This window comes from uncultured Thiodictyon sp. (assembly GCA_903837595.1).
Taxonomy (GTDB): domain Bacteria; phylum Pseudomonadota; class Gammaproteobacteria; order Chromatiales; family Chromatiaceae; genus Thiodictyon.
Map to the genome: position 1 here is coordinate 14,117 of CAILVI010000425.1, position 20,727 is coordinate 34,843.

General features: G+C 68.0%; 20 protein-coding genes. 16 read left to right on the forward strand and 4 right to left on the reverse strand.

The window, feature by feature from the left end:
- Window positions 1-328: 328 nt before the first annotated feature.
- The 4 genes from QZY44_RS25515 to QZY44_RS25525 form a co-directional block, all read right to left on the reverse strand.
- Complete coding sequence (locus QZY44_RS25515) at window positions 329-475, reverse strand: hypothetical protein (RefSeq protein WP_295454780.1); 147 nt, start codon at window positions 473-475, stop codon at window positions 329-331.
- A gap of 303 nt (window positions 476-778) precedes the next feature.
- Window positions 779-1,942 (reverse strand): tetratricopeptide repeat protein, encoded by a 1,164-nt coding sequence (locus tag QZY44_RS25520; RefSeq protein ID WP_365305260.1) that lies wholly within the window; start codon window positions 1,940-1,942, stop codon window positions 779-781.
- A gap of 1,289 nt (window positions 1,943-3,231) precedes the next feature.
- Window positions 3,232-3,417, reverse strand: coding sequence for a hypothetical protein (locus tag QZY44_RS35940; protein WP_365305249.1), 186 nt, complete (start codon window positions 3,415-3,417; stop codon window positions 3,232-3,234).
- Between the two features lie 31 nt (window positions 3,418-3,448).
- On the reverse strand, window positions 3,449-3,871 hold the full coding sequence (locus QZY44_RS25525; protein ID WP_365305251.1) for a Uma2 family endonuclease: 423 nt from the start codon (window positions 3,869-3,871) through the stop codon (window positions 3,449-3,451).
- A 235-nt stretch (window positions 3,872-4,106) separates the two neighbouring features.
- On the opposite strand from QZY44_RS25525, the gene QZY44_RS25530 reads away from it, so the two are divergent.
- From QZY44_RS25530 to QZY44_RS25605, 16 genes are all read left to right on the forward strand, one after another.
- The gene (locus QZY44_RS25530; protein WP_295454785.1) at window positions 4,107-5,126 is read left to right on the forward strand and encodes a KpsF/GutQ family sugar-phosphate isomerase; all 1,020 of its coding nucleotides are present in this window, start codon (window positions 4,107-4,109) and stop codon (window positions 5,124-5,126) included.
- Between the two features lie 48 nt (window positions 5,127-5,174).
- Window positions 5,175-5,696, forward strand: a complete 522-nt coding sequence (gene kdsC / locus QZY44_RS25535) for a 3-deoxy-manno-octulosonate-8-phosphatase KdsC (RefSeq protein WP_295454787.1) — start codon at window positions 5,175-5,177, stop codon at window positions 5,694-5,696.
- 36 nt (window positions 5,697-5,732) lie between these two features.
- Window positions 5,733-6,335, forward strand: coding sequence for an LPS export ABC transporter periplasmic protein LptC (gene lptC, locus QZY44_RS25540; RefSeq protein ID WP_295454789.1), 603 nt, complete (start codon window positions 5,733-5,735; stop codon window positions 6,333-6,335).
- Window positions 6,332-6,916 (forward strand): lipopolysaccharide transport periplasmic protein LptA, encoded by a 585-nt coding sequence (gene lptA, locus QZY44_RS25545; RefSeq protein WP_295454792.1) that lies wholly within the window; start codon window positions 6,332-6,334, stop codon window positions 6,914-6,916. Before lptC ends, lptA begins: the two co-directional genes overlap by 4 nt.
- Entirely contained in the window at window positions 6,913-7,638 is a 726-nt protein-coding gene (gene lptB / locus QZY44_RS25550; RefSeq protein WP_295454794.1) for an LPS export ABC transporter ATP-binding protein, read from the forward strand. Before lptA ends, lptB begins: the two co-directional genes overlap by 4 nt.
- Before the next feature lie 118 nt (window positions 7,639-7,756).
- A complete protein-coding gene (locus QZY44_RS25555; protein WP_295454797.1) occupies window positions 7,757-9,244 on the forward strand; it encodes an RNA polymerase factor sigma-54 in 1,488 nt (495 codons plus the stop codon).
- A gap of 34 nt (window positions 9,245-9,278) precedes the next feature.
- Complete coding sequence (gene raiA / locus QZY44_RS25560) at window positions 9,279-9,608, forward strand: ribosome-associated translation inhibitor RaiA (protein WP_295454799.1); 330 nt, start codon at window positions 9,279-9,281, stop codon at window positions 9,606-9,608.
- 242 nt (window positions 9,609-9,850) lie between these two features.
- Window positions 9,851-10,300, forward strand: a complete 450-nt coding sequence (ptsN, locus tag QZY44_RS25565) for a PTS IIA-like nitrogen regulatory protein PtsN (RefSeq protein WP_295454801.1) — start codon at window positions 9,851-9,853, stop codon at window positions 10,298-10,300.
- 29 nt (window positions 10,301-10,329) lie between these two features.
- On the forward strand, window positions 10,330-11,316 hold the full coding sequence (gene hprK / locus QZY44_RS25570; protein ID WP_295454803.1) for an HPr(Ser) kinase/phosphatase: 987 nt from the start codon (window positions 10,330-10,332) through the stop codon (window positions 11,314-11,316).
- A gap of 49 nt (window positions 11,317-11,365) precedes the next feature.
- The gene (rapZ, locus tag QZY44_RS25575; RefSeq protein WP_295454806.1) at window positions 11,366-12,223 is read left to right on the forward strand and encodes an RNase adapter RapZ; all 858 of its coding nucleotides are present in this window, start codon (window positions 11,366-11,368) and stop codon (window positions 12,221-12,223) included.
- Window positions 12,220-12,627 carry a PTS fructose transporter subunit IIA gene (locus tag QZY44_RS25580; RefSeq protein ID WP_295454808.1) on the forward strand — a complete coding sequence of 136 codons (408 nt, stop codon included), beginning with the start codon at window positions 12,220-12,222 and terminating at the stop codon, window positions 12,625-12,627. The genes rapZ and QZY44_RS25580 overlap by 4 nt, the downstream gene beginning before the upstream one ends.
- 5 nt (window positions 12,628-12,632) lie before the next feature.
- Window positions 12,633-12,902, forward strand: coding sequence for an HPr family phosphocarrier protein (locus tag QZY44_RS25585; RefSeq protein WP_295454810.1), 270 nt, complete (start codon window positions 12,633-12,635; stop codon window positions 12,900-12,902).
- Window positions 12,899-14,650, forward strand: a complete 1,752-nt coding sequence (ptsP, locus tag QZY44_RS25590; protein ID WP_295454812.1) for a phosphoenolpyruvate--protein phosphotransferase — start codon at window positions 12,899-12,901, stop codon at window positions 14,648-14,650. The genes QZY44_RS25585 and ptsP overlap by 4 nt, the downstream gene beginning before the upstream one ends.
- A 110-nt stretch (window positions 14,651-14,760) precedes the next feature.
- Window positions 14,761-17,772 (forward strand): EAL domain-containing protein, encoded by a 3,012-nt coding sequence (locus QZY44_RS25595; RefSeq protein WP_295454815.1) that lies wholly within the window; start codon window positions 14,761-14,763, stop codon window positions 17,770-17,772.
- 197 nt (window positions 17,773-17,969) lie between these two features.
- Complete coding sequence (locus tag QZY44_RS25600) at window positions 17,970-20,297, forward strand: EAL domain-containing protein (protein ID WP_295454819.1); 2,328 nt, start codon at window positions 17,970-17,972, stop codon at window positions 20,295-20,297.
- A gap of 99 nt (window positions 20,298-20,396) precedes the next feature.
- A partial coding sequence (locus QZY44_RS25605; RefSeq protein WP_295454821.1) for a hypothetical protein occupies window positions 20,397-20,727 on the forward strand: 331 nt, incomplete at its 3' end.

Genomic DNA, 20,727 nt, shown 5'->3' on the forward strand with positions numbered 1-20,727 from the left:
GCGCATCGGATTGGAAGCGCAGCGCGCCTTCAAAGCGCTCCGGGTACACCGGCAGATCGTCGGCGATGGGGGTGCCCTCGGGTATCTCCACCTGGTCGCCGGGGTGGACCTTGAGGCGAGCGCAGATCAGGTTGGAGCCATAGAGGATGCAGGCCTCCAGGGCGAAGGCGTCGCCGTCGGTGCCGGTGTGGCGGACCGGGTGGAGGGCGGACGCGACCCGCTGGACCAGTGCCGGGTCGGCGTCCGCTCGCCGGGCGATCCGGTCGGCGGATTCGATGACCTGGAGACGGCCGGCCGGCGCGCGCTGCAGGGAGCAGAAGAGGCGCGCCTAGTCGATGGCGGACGCGGGGCCGGGGAGTGCGAGCCCGACGGCCTGGTTGAAGGCCTGGATGGCCGCGCCCTCGCCCGCGATCAGCAGTGCGCCGGTGTCCGCGACCAGGAAGGCGAGCGGGCCGTCCTGGCCCGCGCAGCGCACCCGTGCCTCGCAGAGTTGCCAGCCGTGATAGCAGGAGGGCGCCAGGGTGCGCAGGGCACTGACCCCGTCGGCCAGGACCGCGGCATGGGTCGGCTCGGCCCGCGGGCGCAGCAGGGAGGCCAGGGCGTCCAGCAGCGGCGCGGCCGCGTCCCCGGTCCTGGCCCGCCAGGGTCCGACGCAGGGCGGGGCCGGGGACCAGTCAGGGGTCGCGGTCTCGGGCCGGGCGGCGGACCAGGCGCGGGGCGGGCGGTCCAGGCCCTGGGCGGCCCAGAGTCAGCGGCGGGGAGCGGCGAGCAGGGCCTCTTAGTTGGCCTGGGTCCGCTCGTGCCAGGTCGCCCAGTCCGCCGGGAAACGCCCGCCGAGGGTGCCGCGCAGGCCGTCCCAGAGCGCGATGGCGCGCCGGTAGTCGCCGAGTGCCGCGTCCTGGTCGCCTTTGCCCCAATGGGCGTTGCCGCGGTTCATGTAGGACCCGGCCAGCTCGTGCAGCCAGGGGGCGGGAAAGGCGTCGCCGGCGTCCAGGTGCGGGTACAGGAGGCGCAGCCCGCGCGCCACCTGGGCGGCGGACAGCGGTTGTCCGACCAGGGCCAGCACCGTCAGGGCCGCCGCCGGGAGCCAGGCGGGCCGGTGGCCGGCGAGTGCCTGATCGAGCCGATCGCGATAGCCGTCCGGGAAGGGGTCATGGGGGGCCTTGGCGACCAGCGCGGCGACCGCGGTCCAATTGCCGCCCTGCATCTCCCACAGGGCGTGCAGCCACTGGCCCCAGGGTTGGAGGAAGACCGGCAGACGTTGGCTCCGCGCGAGCAGGACCTGCAGCAGGTCCGCCGGGATCGCGGGCGCCGGGGCGTCGCCCCAGGCGGCGGCGAGCAGGGCGCGGGCGCAATTGTCTTCCAGGGTGGCGGCGGGCAGTGCCGTCCAGGGGCGGGTGCCCGCGGCCGTGGCGTTGGCGATGACGAAGGGGATGTCCTGGGTGCTCGCCACCAGGCGCACGTTGGCGGGCAGCGGTTCGGGCAGTCCGTCGAGCAACTCATTGGCGTCGGCTGCCTGGTTGAGCCCGTCCAGCAGCAGCCAGACCGGGGCCGGGTCCTGCGCCGCGAGCGCGGCCAGGCAGTCGGCGAGCTCGCGGCGGGCGTCCTCCCGACCGCGCAGCCCGCTCGGCCCTGGCCGGTCGGCCAGGCGGCAGAACCCGGCCAGGGTGTGGGTGCGCACCGGCGGCCCCAGGGACTCGGCCCCGGCGCCCGGACCGGTGAGGGCCGCGGGCTCGGCGGCCAGGGGCGGCGGCTGGTCCATGCTGAAATAGACCGCCCGCCCGGCAAGCTGCCGGTACAGTTGGGCGAGCAGCACGCTCTTGCCGATGCCGGAGCAGCCGGTGAGGAGCAGGCGCCGGTGGGGGCTGGCCAGGGCGGCGCGACGGATGCCCGCGAGCGCGTCTGCGCGCGGGACGCTGGCGGCCAGGAGCCGCTGGACCAGGGCCTCCTGGTCCGGGTAGCGGCTGGGCGCCGCGGCCGGCGCGGCGGCCTACCCCTGGGCGCCCAGATCGAAGCCGAAGCGCCGCTCCCGGTCGTGCGCCAGGGCGTCGACGCTGTCGCGCAGGGCGCTGTCGAGGTTGGCATTGCCGCACGGGTGGGACGGGGCCGGCGACCGGGGGCGCGGGCCGCCGGGCAGGGGCGCGGGCCGCCGGGCAGGGGCGGACGGTTGAAGCGCGCATCCACCTTGGGGCCGTGCAGGGCGCTGGCGGCGCTGTAGAGGGTCGCGCCCTCCCAGACGGCGCGCACGTCGGGGACCGGCCCGGCGGTGCCCGGGGTGATGCCGATGAGGGCCAGGTGGAGGCCGCGGTAAGGGTCAAAGAGCCAGATCAGGTAGCGCAGCAGGGTGAGGAGCCCCGGCGTGACCGGTAGCAGGTCGAGCCGGCGCTGATGGGCGTGCACCAGGTCGACGCACCAGAAGCGCAGGCCGTCGTAGACCGCGCCCCCGGACTTGACCCAGCGCGTCCCGCGCTCATCCGGGCGCAGGCGCCAGCGCCCGGCGACCTGGGGCGGGAGCTGCGGCGTGATGCGCGTCGGCTCCAGGATGGCGTCGAGCGCCGGGAAGGCGGACGGGGCGCCCAAAGCGGCGTGCTCGGCGTTGGCGGTGGAGAGCAGCGCGGCCCAGTCGAGCCAGTCTGTGAGGCCGAAGCACTTTTTGGTGCGCAGGCATTGCAGCAAGGCCGTGCCCGCACCCAGCCGGGCGTCGCCGGGGTCGCCCGCGTGTCGCAGGGCGCCCCAAGCGCATTGACTGGCCTGCACCACGAAATGGGTGTGCAGGAAGGACTCCATCACCGTCACCAGGCAGTGCAGCTCGACCTGCCCGGTGCGCCCCTCGACCGCGACGAGTTCATCGAGCGGCTGCTGGATGGTCACCGGCCAATCGGCGGGGCCCAGATCCGCGGGCACGAAGGGCGGCAGCGCGGCCAACAGGCCCAGCTCGAATTGGATGACGGCGAGCGGGTCGAGTGGGGACTTGTTCCCCAGACAGCCCGGAAAGAGCCGGGCGAGCAGGGCGAGCAGGGCCAGGCGCTGCGTTGGGGAGGCGTCGGGTGCCGCGTCCGGCAAGCGGTGCGTGAACCAGTCGCACACCCGCGACCCGAAGGCCGCGAGCCCGGTCTGGGTATCGATCACGCGGCCGTCGGGGCGGTCGGCGCCGCAGTGGCGACGCAGGTCCTGGAGGAGTGCGGAGGTGTCCATGGATGTTGTGACGGCGCGCTGGAGTGGGCTTCGCAGTCAAATCGGACTTTCCGGAGGCCGATCGTCGTTGCCGGCGGCCAGTTCCGAGTGCGCCGCCCCGGTGGTTTCTGCCGCCGCCGGCCAGGCGATCCGCAGGCCCGCAATGGCCGCGACCGCCGTCTCGCCGGTGAGCGGCTGCACCTCGGGTCGGCCATAGGCCGCGTCGGCCAGCCGGTAGATCATCAGGGTCCGGTCCCTGGGATGGACCAGCCAGTTATTCCCGCACCCCGACCCGCTCGTAGGCGTCGCGCTTCTCGCGCTGGTCCTTGGCGGCGGTGCATGGGGACAGTACCTCCACGATCCAGTCGGGAGCGCCCCGGCAGCCGGCGTCGTCGAGCTTGCCGGGGTCGCAAATCACGGCGATATCCGGCTGGACCACGGTGTCCACCCGCTCGTCCGCCTCGTCGGCCTTGGGCAGGCGCACGTCGAAGGGGGCCACATAAACCTTGCAGGGGCCGCCGCGCAGGAAGGCGTGGACTTGGGCGGCGATCTCCAACACCAACTCCTGATGGATGCGCGTCGGCGCAGGGCACATGTTGTATGCCTCGCCATCGATCAGTTCCCAGCGCTCGTCATCCGGCCAGCGACGGTAGTCGCCGTAGGTGAAGCGGTCGCGTTTGCGGGCCAGTTGGGACATGGGATCTGCTCCGTCGCTGCCAAACACCGGTGATCCGGCCTGGGGAAATCGGCGCAAGTATTAGGTCCTGCCGCCCCGGTTACGCGGGCACAATTGGCGCACCGGCGCTGACGATCGCGCCTGCGCGCCCGGTCAGCCACCACGTCCGAGCAAGATTTCACCCGACGGTTGGTGTAAGGTTGCGCCGGCTCCAATATCGCGCCCACCGACCACCCCGTCGACCGAGAGTTTTCAGATGACCGAACCCCGCCGACTCGGCACCCGCAAGCATGACCTGGCCGCCGGCCAGGAGGCCCGCATCCGCGACCTGGGGCGGGCTGTCATCGCGACCGAGGCCGCCGCGGTCTCCGCCTTGAGCGACCGCATCAACGCCGCCTTCGTCGGGGCATGCAGCTACCTGCTTGCATGTGAAGGGCGCATCGTCGTGCTGGGCATGGGCAAGTCCGGGCACATCGGCGGCAAGATCGCCGCCACCCTGGCCAGCACCGGCAGCCCGGCCTTCTTCGTCCACCCCGGGGAGGCGAGCCACGGCGACCTGGGGATGATCACCCCCCGGGACGCCGTCCTGGCCCTGTCCAACTCCGGGGAAACCGCGGAGTTACTGACCATCCTGCCGATCATCAAGCGCCTGGGCGTGCCTTTGATTACCATGACCGGGCGCCCCGACTCGACGCTGGCACGGGAGGCCGACATCAACCTGGATGTGAGCGTCGCACGCGAGGCCTGCCCACTCGGTCTGGCGCCGACCTCCAGCACCACCGCGACCCTGGTGATGGGCGACGCCTTGGCGATCGCCCTGCTGGAGAGCCGCGGCTTCACCGCCGAGGACTTCGCCCGCTCGCATCCGGCGGGCGCCCTGGGCCGGCGCCTGCTGCTGCACGTCGGGGACATCATGCACCGCGGCGAGCGGATACCGCAGGTCCCCCTGGGGAGCACGCTGATGGCGACCCTGGAGGAGATGTCGCACAAGGGGCTGGGGATGAGCGCGGTGGTCGATGGTGAGGGGCGGCTCGCCGGGGTCTTCACCGACGGCGACCTGCGCCGCGCGCTCGATCACGGGGTCGATGTCCACCACACCGTGATCGACGCGGTGATGACCCGCGCCGGCGTCACCGTCGCCCCGCACATGCTGGCCGCGCAGGCCCTGGGGCTGATGGAATCCCGCTCGATCAACGGATTGTTGGTGATCGACGACGAGGGCCGACCGATCGGCGCCCTGAACATGCACGATCTGCTACGCTCCGGGGTGGTATAAAGGATGCGCCGCACGCGCCACTCAGACACAGGACAAGGTTAACGGCTGATGCAAGACATTCTCGAACGCGCCGCCCGGGTGCGGCTGGTCATCTTCGATGTGGACGGGGTCTTGACCGACGCTCGCCTCTACCTGGGCGACCACGGCCAGGAGCTCAAGGTCTTCAATGCACGCGACGGCCACGGCATGGTCATGCTGAGGGAGACCGGCGTGGCGCTCGCGGTGATTTCGGGGCGCCAATCGGCGGTGGTGCACACCCGCATGCAGGACTTGGGGGTCACCCATGTCTACCAAGGGCAGCGGGATAAGTTGCCGGCCTACGAGGAGCTGATAAGGACCTTGGGGCTGACGGATGAGGTGATCGCCTACCTGGGCGACGACGTGATCGATCTGCCGGTCATGCGCCGTGTGGGCCTGGCGATCGCCGTGGCAGACGCCCACCCGGTGGTGCGCCGGTACGCCCATTGGTGTACCGCGGCCCCCGGCGGCCGGGGCGCGGCCCGGGAACTGTGTGAGTTGGTCATGGAGGCCCAGGGCACCCTGGAACCCATGATAAGTCGCTACTTGTAGCCTGGATGCCGCGGATGAGCAGCGAGGTGACAGACCGTGTTGACGACACGACAGGGCCGGCTGACGATCGTTTTCGCCGTCCTCGCGATGGCGGCCTGGTGGGTACTGCATAACATGATTGAGGAACCGCCCAAGCCCCTGCGTGAGCGCACCCCCAAGTACGTCGTCTCGGACTTCAACGCCGTCGACACCGACCCCAGCGGTCGACCGACGCGGCGACTGATAGCGCAACAACTGCGCGAGTATGTCGCGGAGGACCTGGGCGAACTCGACCTGCCGCGCCTGACCCTGTTCGACCGCGACGGCGGCCCGCCCTGGGAGATCAGCTCGCAACGGGGGTTCTTGTTGAATCATAACGACGAGGTACACCTGCTCGACCGGGTCAGGGTGGACCGGACGGGCACCACCACAACCCGCTCGTTCAGGCTCACCAGCAGCGAAATGCGCGTCTGGCCCAAACTTGAATATGCTCAGGGCGACCAACCGGTGCGCCTCACGAGCGACCGCGACTGGCTCACCGCCACGGGCATGCGACTGTGGTATGCCCACCCGTCCCGGGCCGAGTTTCCCGGGCGGGCCCACATCTTGATCGCCCCGACGCCACCGGCTGCGGGGCACGCCCCGGAGACCACCAGATGAGCGCCCGCACCGCGCAAGCGGCCCTGACCTTGCTGCACCTGGGCCTCGCCTTGACGCTGGGGCTGACCACGCTCGGCGCCGCGGCGCTGCAAAGCGACAGCCAGCAACCCATGTTGATCGAGGCCGACAAGGTCGAGGTCGACGAGGCGAAAAGCACCAGCCTCTACTTAGGCCAGGTCCAGGTGGACCAGGGGACCACGCGCCTGCTGGCCAATCAGGTGACGGTCCACCACCGTGGCGACCACAGCATCAAGTACATCATCGCCCGGGGTGAACCGGCCTCCTATCAACAACTGATGGACGGCGACAAACACGAGCAGATGCTGGCCTTTGCCAAGCGTATGGACTACGACGCCGACCGCGACGAACTGGTCTTGACCGGTGACGCCCTGGTGATCCAAGGCACCGACCGCGTCGCTAGCGAGCGGATCGTCTGGGATCGCGCCAAAAACCGGATGCAGGCCGGGGGCACCAGCCGGGCGAAGATCGCCGTCACGCCAAAGGACAAGCCAAGTGCACCCGGCACGACGGCGCCGGCGGCGCCCAAGACGCCCGCACCGGCGACCAAGCGCGGCCCATGAGCACACTGAGCGCCACTCACCTGCGCAAACGCTACCGCAGCCGCGAGGTACTGCGAGACGTGAGCGTAGAGGTCAATGCCGGCGAGGTGGTCGGCCTGCTCGGGCCGAACGGCGCCGGCAAGACCACCTGCTTCTACCTGATCGTCGGGCTGATCCCGAGCGATCACGGCCGCATTGAGTTGAACGGCCGCGACCTCACCCTGTTGCCGATGCACGCCCGGGCGCGGGCCGGCTTAAGCTACCTGGCCCAAGAGGCGTCGGTCTTCCGCAAGCTCTCCGCACGCGAGAACATCCTGGCGATCCTGGAGACCCACCGTGACTTGCAGCCCCACCAGCAACGGGAGCGGTGCGAACAACTGCTCCAAGAGCTGGGGATCGCCCATGTCGCGGCGTCGCAGGCGATGAGCCTGTCCGGCGGCGAGCGGCGCCGACTGGAGATCGCCCGGGCACTGGCCGTGGACCCGGTCGTGATGCTGCTCGATGAGCCCTTCGCCGGGGTCGACCCGATCGCGGTGGGCGACATCAAGGCCATCGTCTCGCACCTGCGCGAGCGCAACATCGGCGTCCTGATCACCGACCACAACGTGCGCGAGACCCTCGACATCTGTGACCGCGGCTACATCATCAGCGGAGGGACCGTGATCGCCGCCGGTACCCCGGCACAACTGCTCGCCGACCAGCAGGTGCGCGAGGTCTACCTCGGCACCGATTTCTCGATGTGAGAACCATGCACGGTGTTCGGCGCGAATCCATTCCGCGACAGCGCCCGGATAGGCTAGAATCAAATCAGGCACTCAATTTGCTTGCCCCGACCGATCCACTCCAGACGCAGCCCCCTCAATGAAGCAGTCCATACAGCTTCGACTTGGCCAGCATCTCTCGATGACGCCCCAGTTGCAGCAGGCCATCAAGCTGCTGCAACTCTCCAGCCTGGAGCTCCAACAGGAGATCCAGGAGGTTCTGGACAGCAATTTCATGCTCGAGGAGGGCGACGAGGCCGATCGCTTCCAGGCCGCCGACGCGGCTGACACCCGACTGGTGCAAGACGAAACGCCCGCACCGACCGCCACGGTCCAGGAGCAGACGATCGAACGGGAGGTCCAGGGCGAGTCCAGTGAGATGCCCGACGAGCTGCCGGTGGACACCCAGTGGGACGACGTCTATGAAAACACGCTGCCGAGCAGCGGCCAAGGCAGCGACGAAGCGGATTTCGACCCCTTCGCGCAGCGCAGCCGTCCGGAGACCCTGCACGACCATCTGATCTGGCAGCTCAATTTGGCCCGACTGAGCGCGCGCGATGAGGCCATCGCGCTGGTGGTCATCGACGCCATCGACGGCGACGGCTATCTGCGCACCAGCTGCGAGGAACTGGTAACCACGCTCGACGACCCACACCTTACGCCCGAGGAGGTCACCACCATCATCCACCGGGTCCAGTCCTTCGACCCCGCGGGGGTGGGCGCACGTGACCTGCGCGAGTGCCTGTTGCTGCAATTGCGCCAGTTGCCGGAGTTGGCGACCGTCCCGCAACTTGAGCTCGCCATTGCGATCTGCGAGCAAGGGTTCGACCACCTGCCGCGCAAAGACGTGGCGACCCTGGCGCGTCTGCTGGGCCAGCCGGAAGAGGCCATCCGCGCCGCCCTGGGGGTAATCCAACACCTCAATCCCAGGCCCGGCACCTTGATCGCGGACACACCGGCAGAGTACGTTGTACCCGACATCTTCGTACGCCGCGCCGCGGGGATCTGGCACGTGGAGCTGAATCCCGAAACAACGCCTAAACTAAGAGTGAACGCCGACTATGCACGGCTCATCCGGCGCAGCGACCAGAGCGCAGACAGCGTCGCGTTGAAGAGTCACCTGCAAGAAGCCCGCTGGTTTATCAAGAGCCTGGTTAGCCGCAACGACACGGTGCTGCGGGTCGCGGCCAAGATCGTGGAACTGCAGCAGGACTTCCTCGAACACGGGGAGGAGGCTATGAAACCACTAATCCTGCGCGACATCTCCGAGGCCCTCGACCTGCACGAGTCCACGGTGTCGCGGGTCACCACGCAGAAGTACATGCATACCCCGCGCGGAACCTTCGAATTCAAATTTTTTTTCTCGTCCCACGTGAACACGGCGGCCGGGGGCGAGTGTTCATCGACGGCCATCCGCGCCCTGATCCGCCGGATGATCACCGGCGAGTCGGCCCGCAAGCCATTGAGTGACAGCCGGATCGCCGAAGAATTGGCCGATCAGGGCATCAATGTTGCGCGACGCACCGTCGCGAAATACCGCGAGGCGATGGGTATCCCACCCTCGAACGAACGCAAACGCCTGGCTTGACAGGCGGTTTGAAACCACAGGAGCAGACCAAATTATGCAAATCAACCTGACGGGTCACCATATCGACGTGACCGAAGCCCTCAAGGGGTACGTCGATACCAAATTCGAGCGACTCGCTCGCCATTTCGACCACGTCATCAACGCCCACGTCATCCTGAGCGTGGAGAAATTGTCCAAGAAGGCCGAGGCAACCTTGAACGTGAACGGTAACAAACTGTTCGCCGACTCGGTGCATGAAGACATGTATGCCGCCATCGACACCCTGATCGACAAACTTGACCGGCAGATTCTGCGCCACAAGGAAAAGAAGTCCAGCCACCGCCCGACGGCGGCCGGCATCGCCAAGACCGGCGAGCCCGAATAGGCGCGAACCCGCCAACGCCCGGGGGCGCAGCCGGACCGACACCGCGCACGGATCCGTTCGCGCTGTCGTTGGTTGCCACCCCGGGCGATCACAGCCAACGATCACTACCCGCAGTGACGAGCGCTTGCGGCCCGCACGACCAAGAGGAACCAGCCGACATGACCCGCACCCACTTTCGCGACTCAGGTCGTTGCGCCAACCCGGCGGCCTGCTGTCACCCCCACGGCGGGGAGCGGTAGCCGATGTTACCCCCCGACTTCATCAATGCGGGCCGCATCGCCCACGGCCTTGAGATCGCGAGCAAAAAGCGGCTGCTCGAGACCCTGGCACGCCTCCTGGCCACGGACCACCCGCGACTGGAACCGGACTTGGTCTTTGAGCGCCTCCTAGAGCGCGAGCGACTGGGCAGCACCGGACTTGGGCACGGGATTGCGCTGCCCCATGCCCGTATGAAGGAGGTGCCACAGTCCCTGGGCGCCTTCGTCTCCCTCACACATGGGGTGGATTATGACGCGGCAGACGGTGAGCCGGTAGACGTGGCCTTTGCGCTGCTGGTACCCGAAACCGCGACCGAGGAGCACCTACAACTCCTGGCTGAATTGGCTGGCCGCTTCAACGACCCCGAGGTGCGTCGGCAGCTGCGCCACGCGGATAGCGCCGGAGCCGTCCTGCACATCTTCGACGCCACCTAGCACGCGACACTTCAGCAGATGCACCCATCATGGCCGACAGTCTCCAGTCCCTGATCCGGCAGACCGGGCACCGCACCCGCCTGCGCTGGCTCACCCCTGAACCGAGCGCCCGGCGGTCCGTGCGCATGGACGACCCGAACCTCGCGGGCCAGGCCTTGGTCGGGTCGCTGAACTGTATCCACCCGAACCGACTGCAGGTCATCGGCCGCGCCGAGGTAGCTTACCTGGCCGGGCTCGGTACCACCGCCTTCGCGGAAACAATCGAAAAACTCTTTACTGACCGACCAACGGCTGTCATATTCTCCGATGGCATCGAGCCGGAGGCGGCCTTTTGGGAGTGGGCCGAACGCACCGGGACGCCCCTGATCGGCTCCCCCGTCTGCGACGAGGAACTGATCAATCAACTGCGCTATTACCTAACCCATGCCCTGGCGGAACGCAAGACCATCCATGGGGTCTTCATTGAGGTCTTGGGGATGGGGGTGCTGCTGGCCGGGGACCCGGCGGTCGGCAAGAGCGAGTTGGCGCTCGACCTGATCAGTCGCGGGCACCGCCTGATCGCCGATGACGCACCCCAGTTCGCCCGCGTTGCACCGGAAAAGCTGGAGGGGACCTGCCCGGAGGCCTTGCTCGACTTCCTGGAAGTGCGGGGCTTAGGGATTCTCAATATTCGCGCCATGTTCGGGGAGGGGGCGGTGGTCCGCCGCAAGACCTTGAACCTGATCATCGACTTGAAGCCGCTGGACCTGACCCAGTTGGACCGCATCGATCGGCTCGCCGGGAGCCTGTCCGCCAGCACCATCCTGGGGGTGGCGGTGCCGCGCATCACCATGCCGGTGGCCCCGGGACGCAACCTGTCCATCATTGTCGAGGCGGCGGTGCGCCACCAAATACTGCGCATTCGGGGCTATGATGCCGGTGTGGACTTCATCGACCGGCAGGCACGCGCACTGAGCAACGACCGCCCGGACCCACCCGACGGCCCGCGCCCGGGGCCGGCACCCAGCGACTACTGATCCCCGGTCATGTCTATCCACCCGCGGACCTCGCCCTAAGACCTCAACTATGAGACTCGTCATCGTCAGCGGCCTATCCGGCTCCGGCAAGAGCGTCGCGTTGCACACCCTGGAGGACCTGGGGTTTTACAGCATCGACAATTTACCGCTCTTTCTTCTCAAAGACCTGGCCTTAGGCCTCAAAGACGCCGTCGACGAGGTCTTCAGCAACACGGCCGTGGGGGTAGACGCCCGCAGCAACCCTGGGGAGCTGAAGAACCTGCCCGACCTGATTCAGGCCGCCCAGGCGCGCGGCGTGCAGTGCCAGGTGGTGTTCCTCGACGCCCACACCGACACCCTGATCCGCCGCTTCAGCGAAACCCGCCGCCGCCACCCGCTGACCCGTCAGGAGCGCTCCCTGGCCGAAGCGATCAAGCTGGAGCGCCAATTGCTTGAGCCGATCCGGCAGGTCGCCGACATCCATATCGACAGCACGTTGACCAACGTCCATGAACTGCGCGATCTGGTGCGGGTGCGCCTGGCCGGCGATGCCTCACCCAAGGCCTCAATCCTACTGCAATCCTTCGGCTTCAAGCACGGCGTGCCACAGGACGTGGACTTCCTGTTCGACGTGCGCTGCCTGCCTAACCCCCACTGGCAGCCGGCCCTCAAACCACTCACCGGGCGCGACGCGGCGGTGATCGAGTTCCTAGAGGCGAGCGCGAACGTCATCGCGATGCGCGACGACATCGCTGCCTACTTTGACCGCTGGGTGCCACTGTTCGAGACCGATGGCCGCTTCTATCTGACCATCGCCGTCGGCTGCACCGGCGGTCAGCACCGCTCGGTCTATCTCGTGGAGGCCCTGCGCGAACACTTCGAGCAGATGGGGCACAAGGTCATGGTCCGGCATCGGGAACTGCCATGAGCGTCGGACTCCTGCTGATCACGCACCGCCCCCTGGGTGCCGACCTGTTGCGGGTCGCGACCGAGATCTTTGGCACCTGCCCGACCCGCACGGGGTCACTGGAGGTGGAGAATGACGCCCCCCGCGAGGGCATAATGGCCGCGGCAAAACGCCTCGCGCAGGAGCTCGACACGGGTGACGGACTCCTGGTCATGACCGACATCTACGGCGCCACCCCGGCGAATCTGGCCGTCGCCTTGTGTGCTGATCACCCCCACCGGCGGGTCCTGGCCGGAGTGAATCTGCCCATGCTGGTGCGCGCGCTCAATTATGCCGGGCTGGACCTGGAGACCCTGGCTGACAAGGCCCTGACGGGGGGACGCGACGGCGTGCGCCACTGCCCCGGACCGGACGCAGAGGATTAAGATTGATGGTGCATCGGGACCTACAGATCGTCAACAAACTCGGACTACACGCCCGCGCAGCGGCCAAACTGGTCAACTGCGCCACCCGGTTCGCCAGCCTCATCGAGGTCGAGCGGCGCGGCCAGCGGGTGAACGCCAAGAGCATCATGGGCATCATGATGCTGGCCGCGAGCCGCGGCACCTGGATCGTGGTGGATGCCACCGGGGAGGACGAAGAGGACGCGATGGCAGCGATCACCGCGCTGATCAGCAACCGCTTCGGGGAGGAGGAATGACCATCGCATTTCAGGGCATCGGGGTGGCGGCGAGCCAGTCGGTCGCCATCGGCCCCGCCTACCTGACCGGTCACGGGCTGTCCAGCGCGAGCCCGACCCCGATCCACCCCGAGCAGGTGGGAGGCGAGTTAAACCGGCTCAATCAGGCCGTCGCCGCAGCGCGGCGGGCACTCAAGATGGTGCGTGCCCAGGTCCCGCACGCGACTCCGCTCAATATCGCCGAATTCATCGACGCCCACCTCCTGATGCTGGAGGACGTCGCCCTGGTGGACGAGGTGCGCAAGATCATCCGTGACCAACTCTATTGCGCCGAGTGGGCGCTGCAGATGCAGCGCGACATCCTGGTGCGCGTCTTCGACGCGATGGACGACCCCTATCTGCGCACCCGCCGTGACGATGTCGAGCACGTCGTCCAGCAGATCATGAGCTTCCTTCAGGGCGCCCAATTGCAGTTCGATCCCGACAACCGCGACCTTCAGGGGTGCGTCGTGGTCGCCCGCGACCTGACGCCGGCCGACGCCATCGTGCTGCGCCATCGGGGCGCCGCCGCCTTCGTCACCGAGTATGGCGGGCCCGTGTCGCACACCGCCATCCTGGCGCGCAGCCTGGCCGTCCCGGCAGTGGTCGGCGTACACAACATTACCCGCTACGTGCGCCCGGGCGAGCCCTTGATCGTCGATGGGGAGACCGGCACCGTACTGGCGGACCCGGACACCGGCACCCTGGACTATTACCGCGAACGCCTGAGCGCGATTGAGGCCCGTCGGCAACACCTGCACACCCTGGTGGATCGCCCGACGGTGAGTCGCGACGGTACCGCGATCAGCCTGCTCGCCAACCTGGAGTTGCCGCAAGACGCCGCGACCGCACGCCTTAACGGCGCCGCCGGCGTCGGGCTGTACCGCACCGAGTTCCTCTATATGAACCGGGACAACCTCCCGGACGAGGAGGAGCACCTGGCCACCTACACCACCATCGTGACGGCGCTGGCCGGCCTGCCATTGACCATCCGGACCCTGGACCTGGGCCTGGACAAACGTAGCGAGGCCCTTGGGGACCTGGGGCCGGGGGCCAGCAATCCGGCGCTCGGGCTGCGCGGCATCCGTCTTTGCCTCAAAGAGGCGGGGCTGTTCCGCCCCCAGTTGCGGGCGATCCTGCGCGCCAGCGCACTGGGACCGATCCGGGTCATGCTACCCATGGTCGCCAACGTGCAAGAGGTCGACGCGGTACTCGCCCTCATCGCCCAACTCAAGGAGGAGCTGACCCGCGAGGGCCTGGCCTTCGACCCGCGGCTCCCGGTGGGGGCCATGGTGGAGGTACCGGCCGCGGCGCTGATCGCGCGCTCCCTGGCGCGGCGTATGGACTTTCTATCCATCGGCACCAACGACTTGATCCAGTACAGCCTGGCGATCGACCGTCTCGACGACAGCGTCAGCTACCTGTTCGACCCGACCCATCCGGCCATCCTGCGCCTGGTGCGGATGACCATCGAAGCCGGCCACGCCCTCGACACCCCGGTGGCCATGTGCGGCGAAATGGCTGGCGACCCGCGGTTCACCCGGCTCCTGCTCGCGCTGGGGCTGCGCCACTTCAGCATCCAGCCGGGCGCCCTGCTCGGCGTGAAGGAGATCATCCTCGACACCGATATCGGCGAACTGGAGGCACACACCAACCGCCTCTTCGCCCGCCTCGACGACGCCGAGCCGGGGGAACTGCTTGATGCGCTCGAGGCGCTGAATCGGCTTTAGGTGCCGGCGGATCGCCCGGCGAGCCGCCGCCCTTGCATCGCGCCGCGCTGTTTGGTGTATCCTTAACCATGCGGGGGGGGGGGGGTAACCAACCAAGACGGGAGCTGCACATGCCATCGCTTGCGGACCAGCCTGACCACATCGTCGCCGCGCTGCTCGCGGCACTGCGCAGCGAAGCAGTCCGTGCGACAGATCCTATGCGCATCGTCCACGAGCTCCAGGTCCACCAGCTCGAACTCGAACTCCAGAACCGCGAGCTGCGCGCCGCCCAGCAGGCCCTGGAGGAATCGCGCGACCGCTACGCCGACCTCTATGACTTTGCCCCCGTGGCCTATGCCACCGTCACCCGGGCAGGCCGGATCACCCAGATGAACTTGACCGCCGCCCACTTGTTGGGGACGGAGCGGATACTGGTGCCGGATCTGGTCTTGGGCACCTGGCTCGCCCCCGGGGACTGGCCCACCCTGCTCGCCAGCCTTGCGCGCGTACTGGAATACGGTGAGGAGGCGTCCATTGAGGTCGGCCTGGAACACCCCCCCCAGCCCCGGCGCGACCTGCACCTGATCATCCAGCCCGAGCGCCCACACCCGCGCGGCGAGTACCCGGCCGCCTGCCGCATGGTCCTGCTGGATATCACCGCGACCAAGCAGGCGGAGGCCGCGCTGCGCCGCTCCGAGGCGAAGTTCCGCACGCTCTTCGAGGCGACCACCGACGCGCTGATGCTGCTCGACGCGCAGCGCTTTCTGGACTGCAATCAGGCGACCCTGACCCTCTTTGGCTGCGCGACCCGGGAGGCCTTCTGCACCTGCCACCCCGCCGATGTGTCACCGCCACAGCAGCCGTGCGGCACGGCGTCGATCGCCCTGGCCAACCAGCATATCGCCTTTGCGATGCAGCACGGTCACTGCCGTTTCGAGTGGATGCACCAACGTGCCGACAATGGCCAGCCCTTCATCGCCGAGGTGCTGCTCAATGCCATGACACTAGACGGCAAGGTCGTTCTGCTGGCCAATGTGCATGACATCGCCGAGCGCAAACGCACCGAAGACAAACTACGCCTGGCCGCCAGCGTTTTCACCCACGCCTGGGAAGCCATCATGATCATCGCCACCGACGGTACGATCATCGATGTCAACGATGCCTTCACGCGGATCACCAGTTACACCCGCGCCGAGGTGGTGGGCCGACCCCCAAGCCTCTTCGGTGCCGGGCGCCGGGGCACGGCCTTCTATACCGCCCTGTGGTGCACGTTGGTCGAACAAGGCCGCTGGTCCGGTGAGGTGTGGAACCGGCGCAAGGACGGCGAGGTGTATGTGGTGATGAAGACCATCAGCGCCGTGCGCGATGACCAGGGCCACCCCCGGCAGTACGTGGCCTTGTTCTCGGACATCACCCAGCTCAAGGCGCAGGAGCGCCAATTGCGGCGTATGGCCCATTACGATGCACTCACCCACCTGCCCAACCGCGTGCTGCTGGCCGACCGCCTGCGCCAAGCCATGGCGCAGGCGCAGCGGCACCGGCGTCTGTTGGCCGTGGTCTTTCTCGACCTGGACGGCTTCAAGGCCATCAACGATGCGCATGGGCACGCCGCCGGCGATCAGTTGCTGATCGCCGCCGCTACCGGCATGCAGGGCGGGCTGCGCGCCGGCGACACGCTGGCGCGCATCGGCGGCGACGAATTCGTCGCCGTCTTGCTGGACTTGGCCGACCGCACCGTGAGCGCGCCGCTGCTCGCCCGCCTGGTGGCCGCCGCCGCCCAGGCGGTGCCAATCGGCGAACACCTGCTGCAGGTCTCCGCCAGTGTCGGTGTCACCTTCTACCCGCAGGCGGATGAGATCGATGCCGAACAACTGCTGCGCCAGGCCGACCAGGCGATGTATCAGGCCAAACAGGAGGGCAAGAACCGTTACCACATTTTCGACGCCGACTCCGACCGCCTGGTCCGGGAACATCACGAATGCCTGGGGCGTCTGCGCCAGGCCCTGACCGCGGGCGAATGCGTGCTGTATTACCAGCCCCAGGTGAATATGCGCACCGGCACCGTCATCGGGGCCGAGGCCCTGCTGCGCTGGCAACACCCGCAACGTGGCCTGCTGCTGCCCACCGACTTCCTGCCGGAGAGCGAGGGCCATCCGTTGGCCGTCGAACTGGGTGACTGGGTGATCGCGGCCGCACTGACCCAGATCGAGCAGTGGCGAGCGACCGGACTGGTCCTGCCGATCAGCGTCAATGTCGGCGCCCGAGCGCTGCAGCAGGCGGACTTCGTCACCCGACTGCGCGAACGGCTGGCGGCCCATCCGACGGTCCTCCCCGGCGATCTCCAACTGGAGGTGCTGGAGTCCTGCGCCCCGGGGGACCTGGCCCGCGCCGCCCAGGTGATCGAGGCCTGCACCGGCCTTGGCATCCCCTGTGCGCTGGACAATTTTGGCGTGGGTTATGCGTCGCTCATCTACCTGAAACGCCTGCCGGTCGCCCGGATCAAGATCGACCGCAGCTTTGTGCATGACATGCTCGACGACCCGGACGACCTGAAAATCCTCGAAGGAGTGCTCGGGCTCGCCGCCACCTTTGGCCGCCAGGTCATCGCCGAGGGGGTGGAGAGCACGGCCCAAGGTGAACTGTTACTGCAACTGGGCTGCGAACTGGCCCAGGGCCACTGTATTGCCCACCCCATGCCGGCGGCGGAGCTCCCGGGCTGGGCCGCGGCCTGGCGCCCGGCCCCCGCCTGGGTCGACCTGCCGGCGGTGCGGCACCGCGATTTACCGCTGCTGTGTGCGGGCACCGAGCACCGCGCCTGGGTGATTGCCTTGGAAAGCCACCTGAATGGAACCCGTGAGACCCCGCCGCCGCTGGATCGCCACCAATGCCAGTTGGGCCGGTGGCTGGATGGTGATGGGCTGCACCACTATGGCGCGCAACCCTGCTTCCAGGTCATGGCGCCGTTACATGAACAACTGCACGCGCTGGCCGTGCAGCTGTGCGCACTCCATGCCGAGGGCCGGGACCCGGAAGCGTTGGCACGGCGCGATGAGCTCCACGCATTGCGGGCGGCCTTGCTGGCGCAATTGCAGCAGTTGACCAAAGCGGGTGCACTGCACCCACCGCCAGATCAAGCACCTTAACCACCAGGGCCTTGAACAGCGTTCCGGCCACGGGCAGGGCGACCAGGCTTGCGCGATGCTGAGCAGTCGCCCTGAAGGGCGACCTACGGCGGCCGGAACCATGATCAAGGCCACCGCCAGGACGGGCGCATACCAAACCGCAGCACGCGCGGCACCGTCCCCCGCGACACTGGTCCCAATCCCATCCGGAATCCACCATGCCCAGCATCCCCTCCCTCAGCGAGCAGACCGACACCATCCTCGCCGGGCTACTCGATATGCTGCAGCGCGAGGCAGTCAGCATCGCCGTCGACGATCCCGTGCGCGTGGCCCATGCCCTGCAGGTTCACCAGGTCGAATTGGAGATGCAAAACCGCGAACTGCGCGCGGCCCAGCAGGCGCTGGAGGAGTCCCGCGATCGCTTCGTCGACCTTTACGACTTCGCGCCAGTCGCCTATGCCACACTCACCCGCCAGGGTCAGATTGCCCAACTGAACCTGACCGCCGCCCAGTTATTGGGAATGGAGCGGGCGCGGGTGGAAGGCCTGTTTCTGGGGGCGTGGCTGCCCCCCGGGGACGGCCGCGTCCTGCTCAACAGCCTCGGTCGGGTACTGTCCACGGGTGATGAGGAATTCATCGAGGTCGGTCTGGGACGCCCGCCGGCCACCCGGCGGGCGCTGCGCCTGACGCTGCGCCGCGAGCATTGGCACCTGACCGGAGCGGCCCCGTCTACCTGCCGCGTGATCCTCTCGGATATCACCGAGATCAACCAGGCGCGCGCCGCACTCCTCGCCCAACAGCAGTTCCTCCAGTCGGTCATCGACGGGGTTAGCGAGCCCATCGTGGTCATTGACACCGATTACCGGGTCTTGTTGATGAACCAGGCGGGACGGCAGGCAGCGGGCATCCCGGCCGAGGGCCTCTGCGCGCTGACCTGTTACGGCGCCATCTATGGCCGCCACGCCCCCTGCGACAGTGCGGAGCATCGCTGTCCGGTACCTGAAATCCTGGCCGGTGGGAAGTCGGTGAAGGTGGTCCATCGCAACCTGGGGGCGGATGGTGAGATCCATTGGGTGGAGGTGATCGGCTCGCCGCTGCTCGGCTCCTTAGGCGAGATCCGGGGCGTGATCGAGTCCTCGCGCGACATCACGGCGCACCTGGACCTGACCGCCCAGCTCCAGCAGCGCGAACTGCAACTGGAACACCTGGCCGAGCACGACCCCCTGACCGGGCTGCCCAACCGCCTCTTGTTCGCCGACCGCCTGCAGCAGGCGCTACGCCACGCCCACCGCGAGCACCACCAAGTGGCCCTGCTGTTCGTCGATCTGGACCGCTTCAAGTCGATCAATGACAGCCTGGGCCACTCGACCGGCGACCTGATCCTGCGCGAGGCCGCCCGGCGCATGCTCGACCTGGTGCGCGAGGGCGATACCGTCGCCCGCGTGGGGGGTGATGAGTTCACCGTGGTTCTGGGGGCCTTGACGCACGGCAGTGACGCCGGACTGATCGCCCATAAGCTGGTCGAGGCCTTCGACAAACCCTTCGAGGTCGCCGACCGGCTGCTCTATGTGACCGCCAGTATTGGCATCAGTCTCTACCCCGATGACGGCGAAGAGGTGGAGGCCCTGGTGCGCAATGCCGATGCGGCCATGTATCGCGCCAAGGAGCAGGGCCGTGACCCCTTTCGCTTCTACACCGAGGATATGACGGCGCAGGCCCTGGCCCTGGTCTCGCTGGAGAGCGACCTGCGCCAGGCCCTGGCCAATGGACAATTCGTGCTCTACTACCAACCCCAGATTCAACTTGCGACCGGCCGGCTGGTCGGCTGCGAGGCCTTGATCCGTTGGCACCACCCGGCGGCCGGCCTGGTCGAACCGGGGCGCTTCATCCCGTTGGCGGAGTCCATCGGGCTCATCGTCCCGCTCAGCGCCTGGGTGGTGCGCACCGCCGCCGCGCAGGTCAAGGTCTGGCAGGACCAGGGACTGCTGACGGAGGCGGCCGTCTGGGTCAACCTGTCGGGCCGCGACACCCAAAACCCGAACCTGGCCGCGACCATTGCGGGGATCTGCGGCGAGGTGGGAATACGCGCCGGCGGCCTGGCGGTGGAGATCACCGAAACCTGGATCATGACCAATCCGACCGTGGCGGCGGCGAATATTGCTCGCCTGCAAGCCGTGGGGATCGCGGTCGGTATCGACGACTTCGGCACCGGTTATGCCTCCCTGGGTATCCTCAACCGGCTGGCCGTGAGCGAGATCAAGATCGACCGCTCCTTCGTCGCCGGGCTGCCGGCGGACCTGGGCGGCTGCGCCATCGCCCGCGCGGTGATCGCGCTCGGCCGCACACTGGGGTTGCGCGTGGTCGCCGAGGGCATCGAGACCGAGGACCAGGCGGATTTTCTTAAGAACGAAGGGTGTGAGATCGCTCAGGGTTATCTGTTCAGCCGGCCGCTCCCGGCGGCAGAGTTTGAGGTCTATGCGCGAGGCCTGCCCCTGCAGCCACCCGCCACCGCCCCCGGCGACAGGACGCTTGAGGCGGCCCCCTAGCATGGCGCGGCAGCATCAACCCGATGGACGCCAGAGCGGCGAGGGCCGTCCGCGCTCGGCCAGCGCTCACGCCACCTTCAGCCGCGCGACCTCCGCATCATGATCGCCGAGCGTGGTCGTCCCTGGTTTATTTCGCGCCTGCTGCGGGGCGCGCGTACCTGGTGGGTGTGCCTGTTGCCCTGGCTGATCCTGTGGGGCGCGCTGGCCGGTACGGGGCTGCTGTGGTCGGACTGGCGCCACCAGCAGCTCGCGGGACTGCGCGCCAATTTCCACGTGCAGGTCGCCAAAGTGCGGGCCAGCATCGAGAGTCGCCTCCTGGCCAACGAGCAAATCCTGCGCGGGATCGCCGGGCTCTTTGCTGCCAATGAGACGGTCAGCCGCGAACAGTTCTGCGACTATGTGCAATCCCTGCGCCTGAAGGAACGCTATC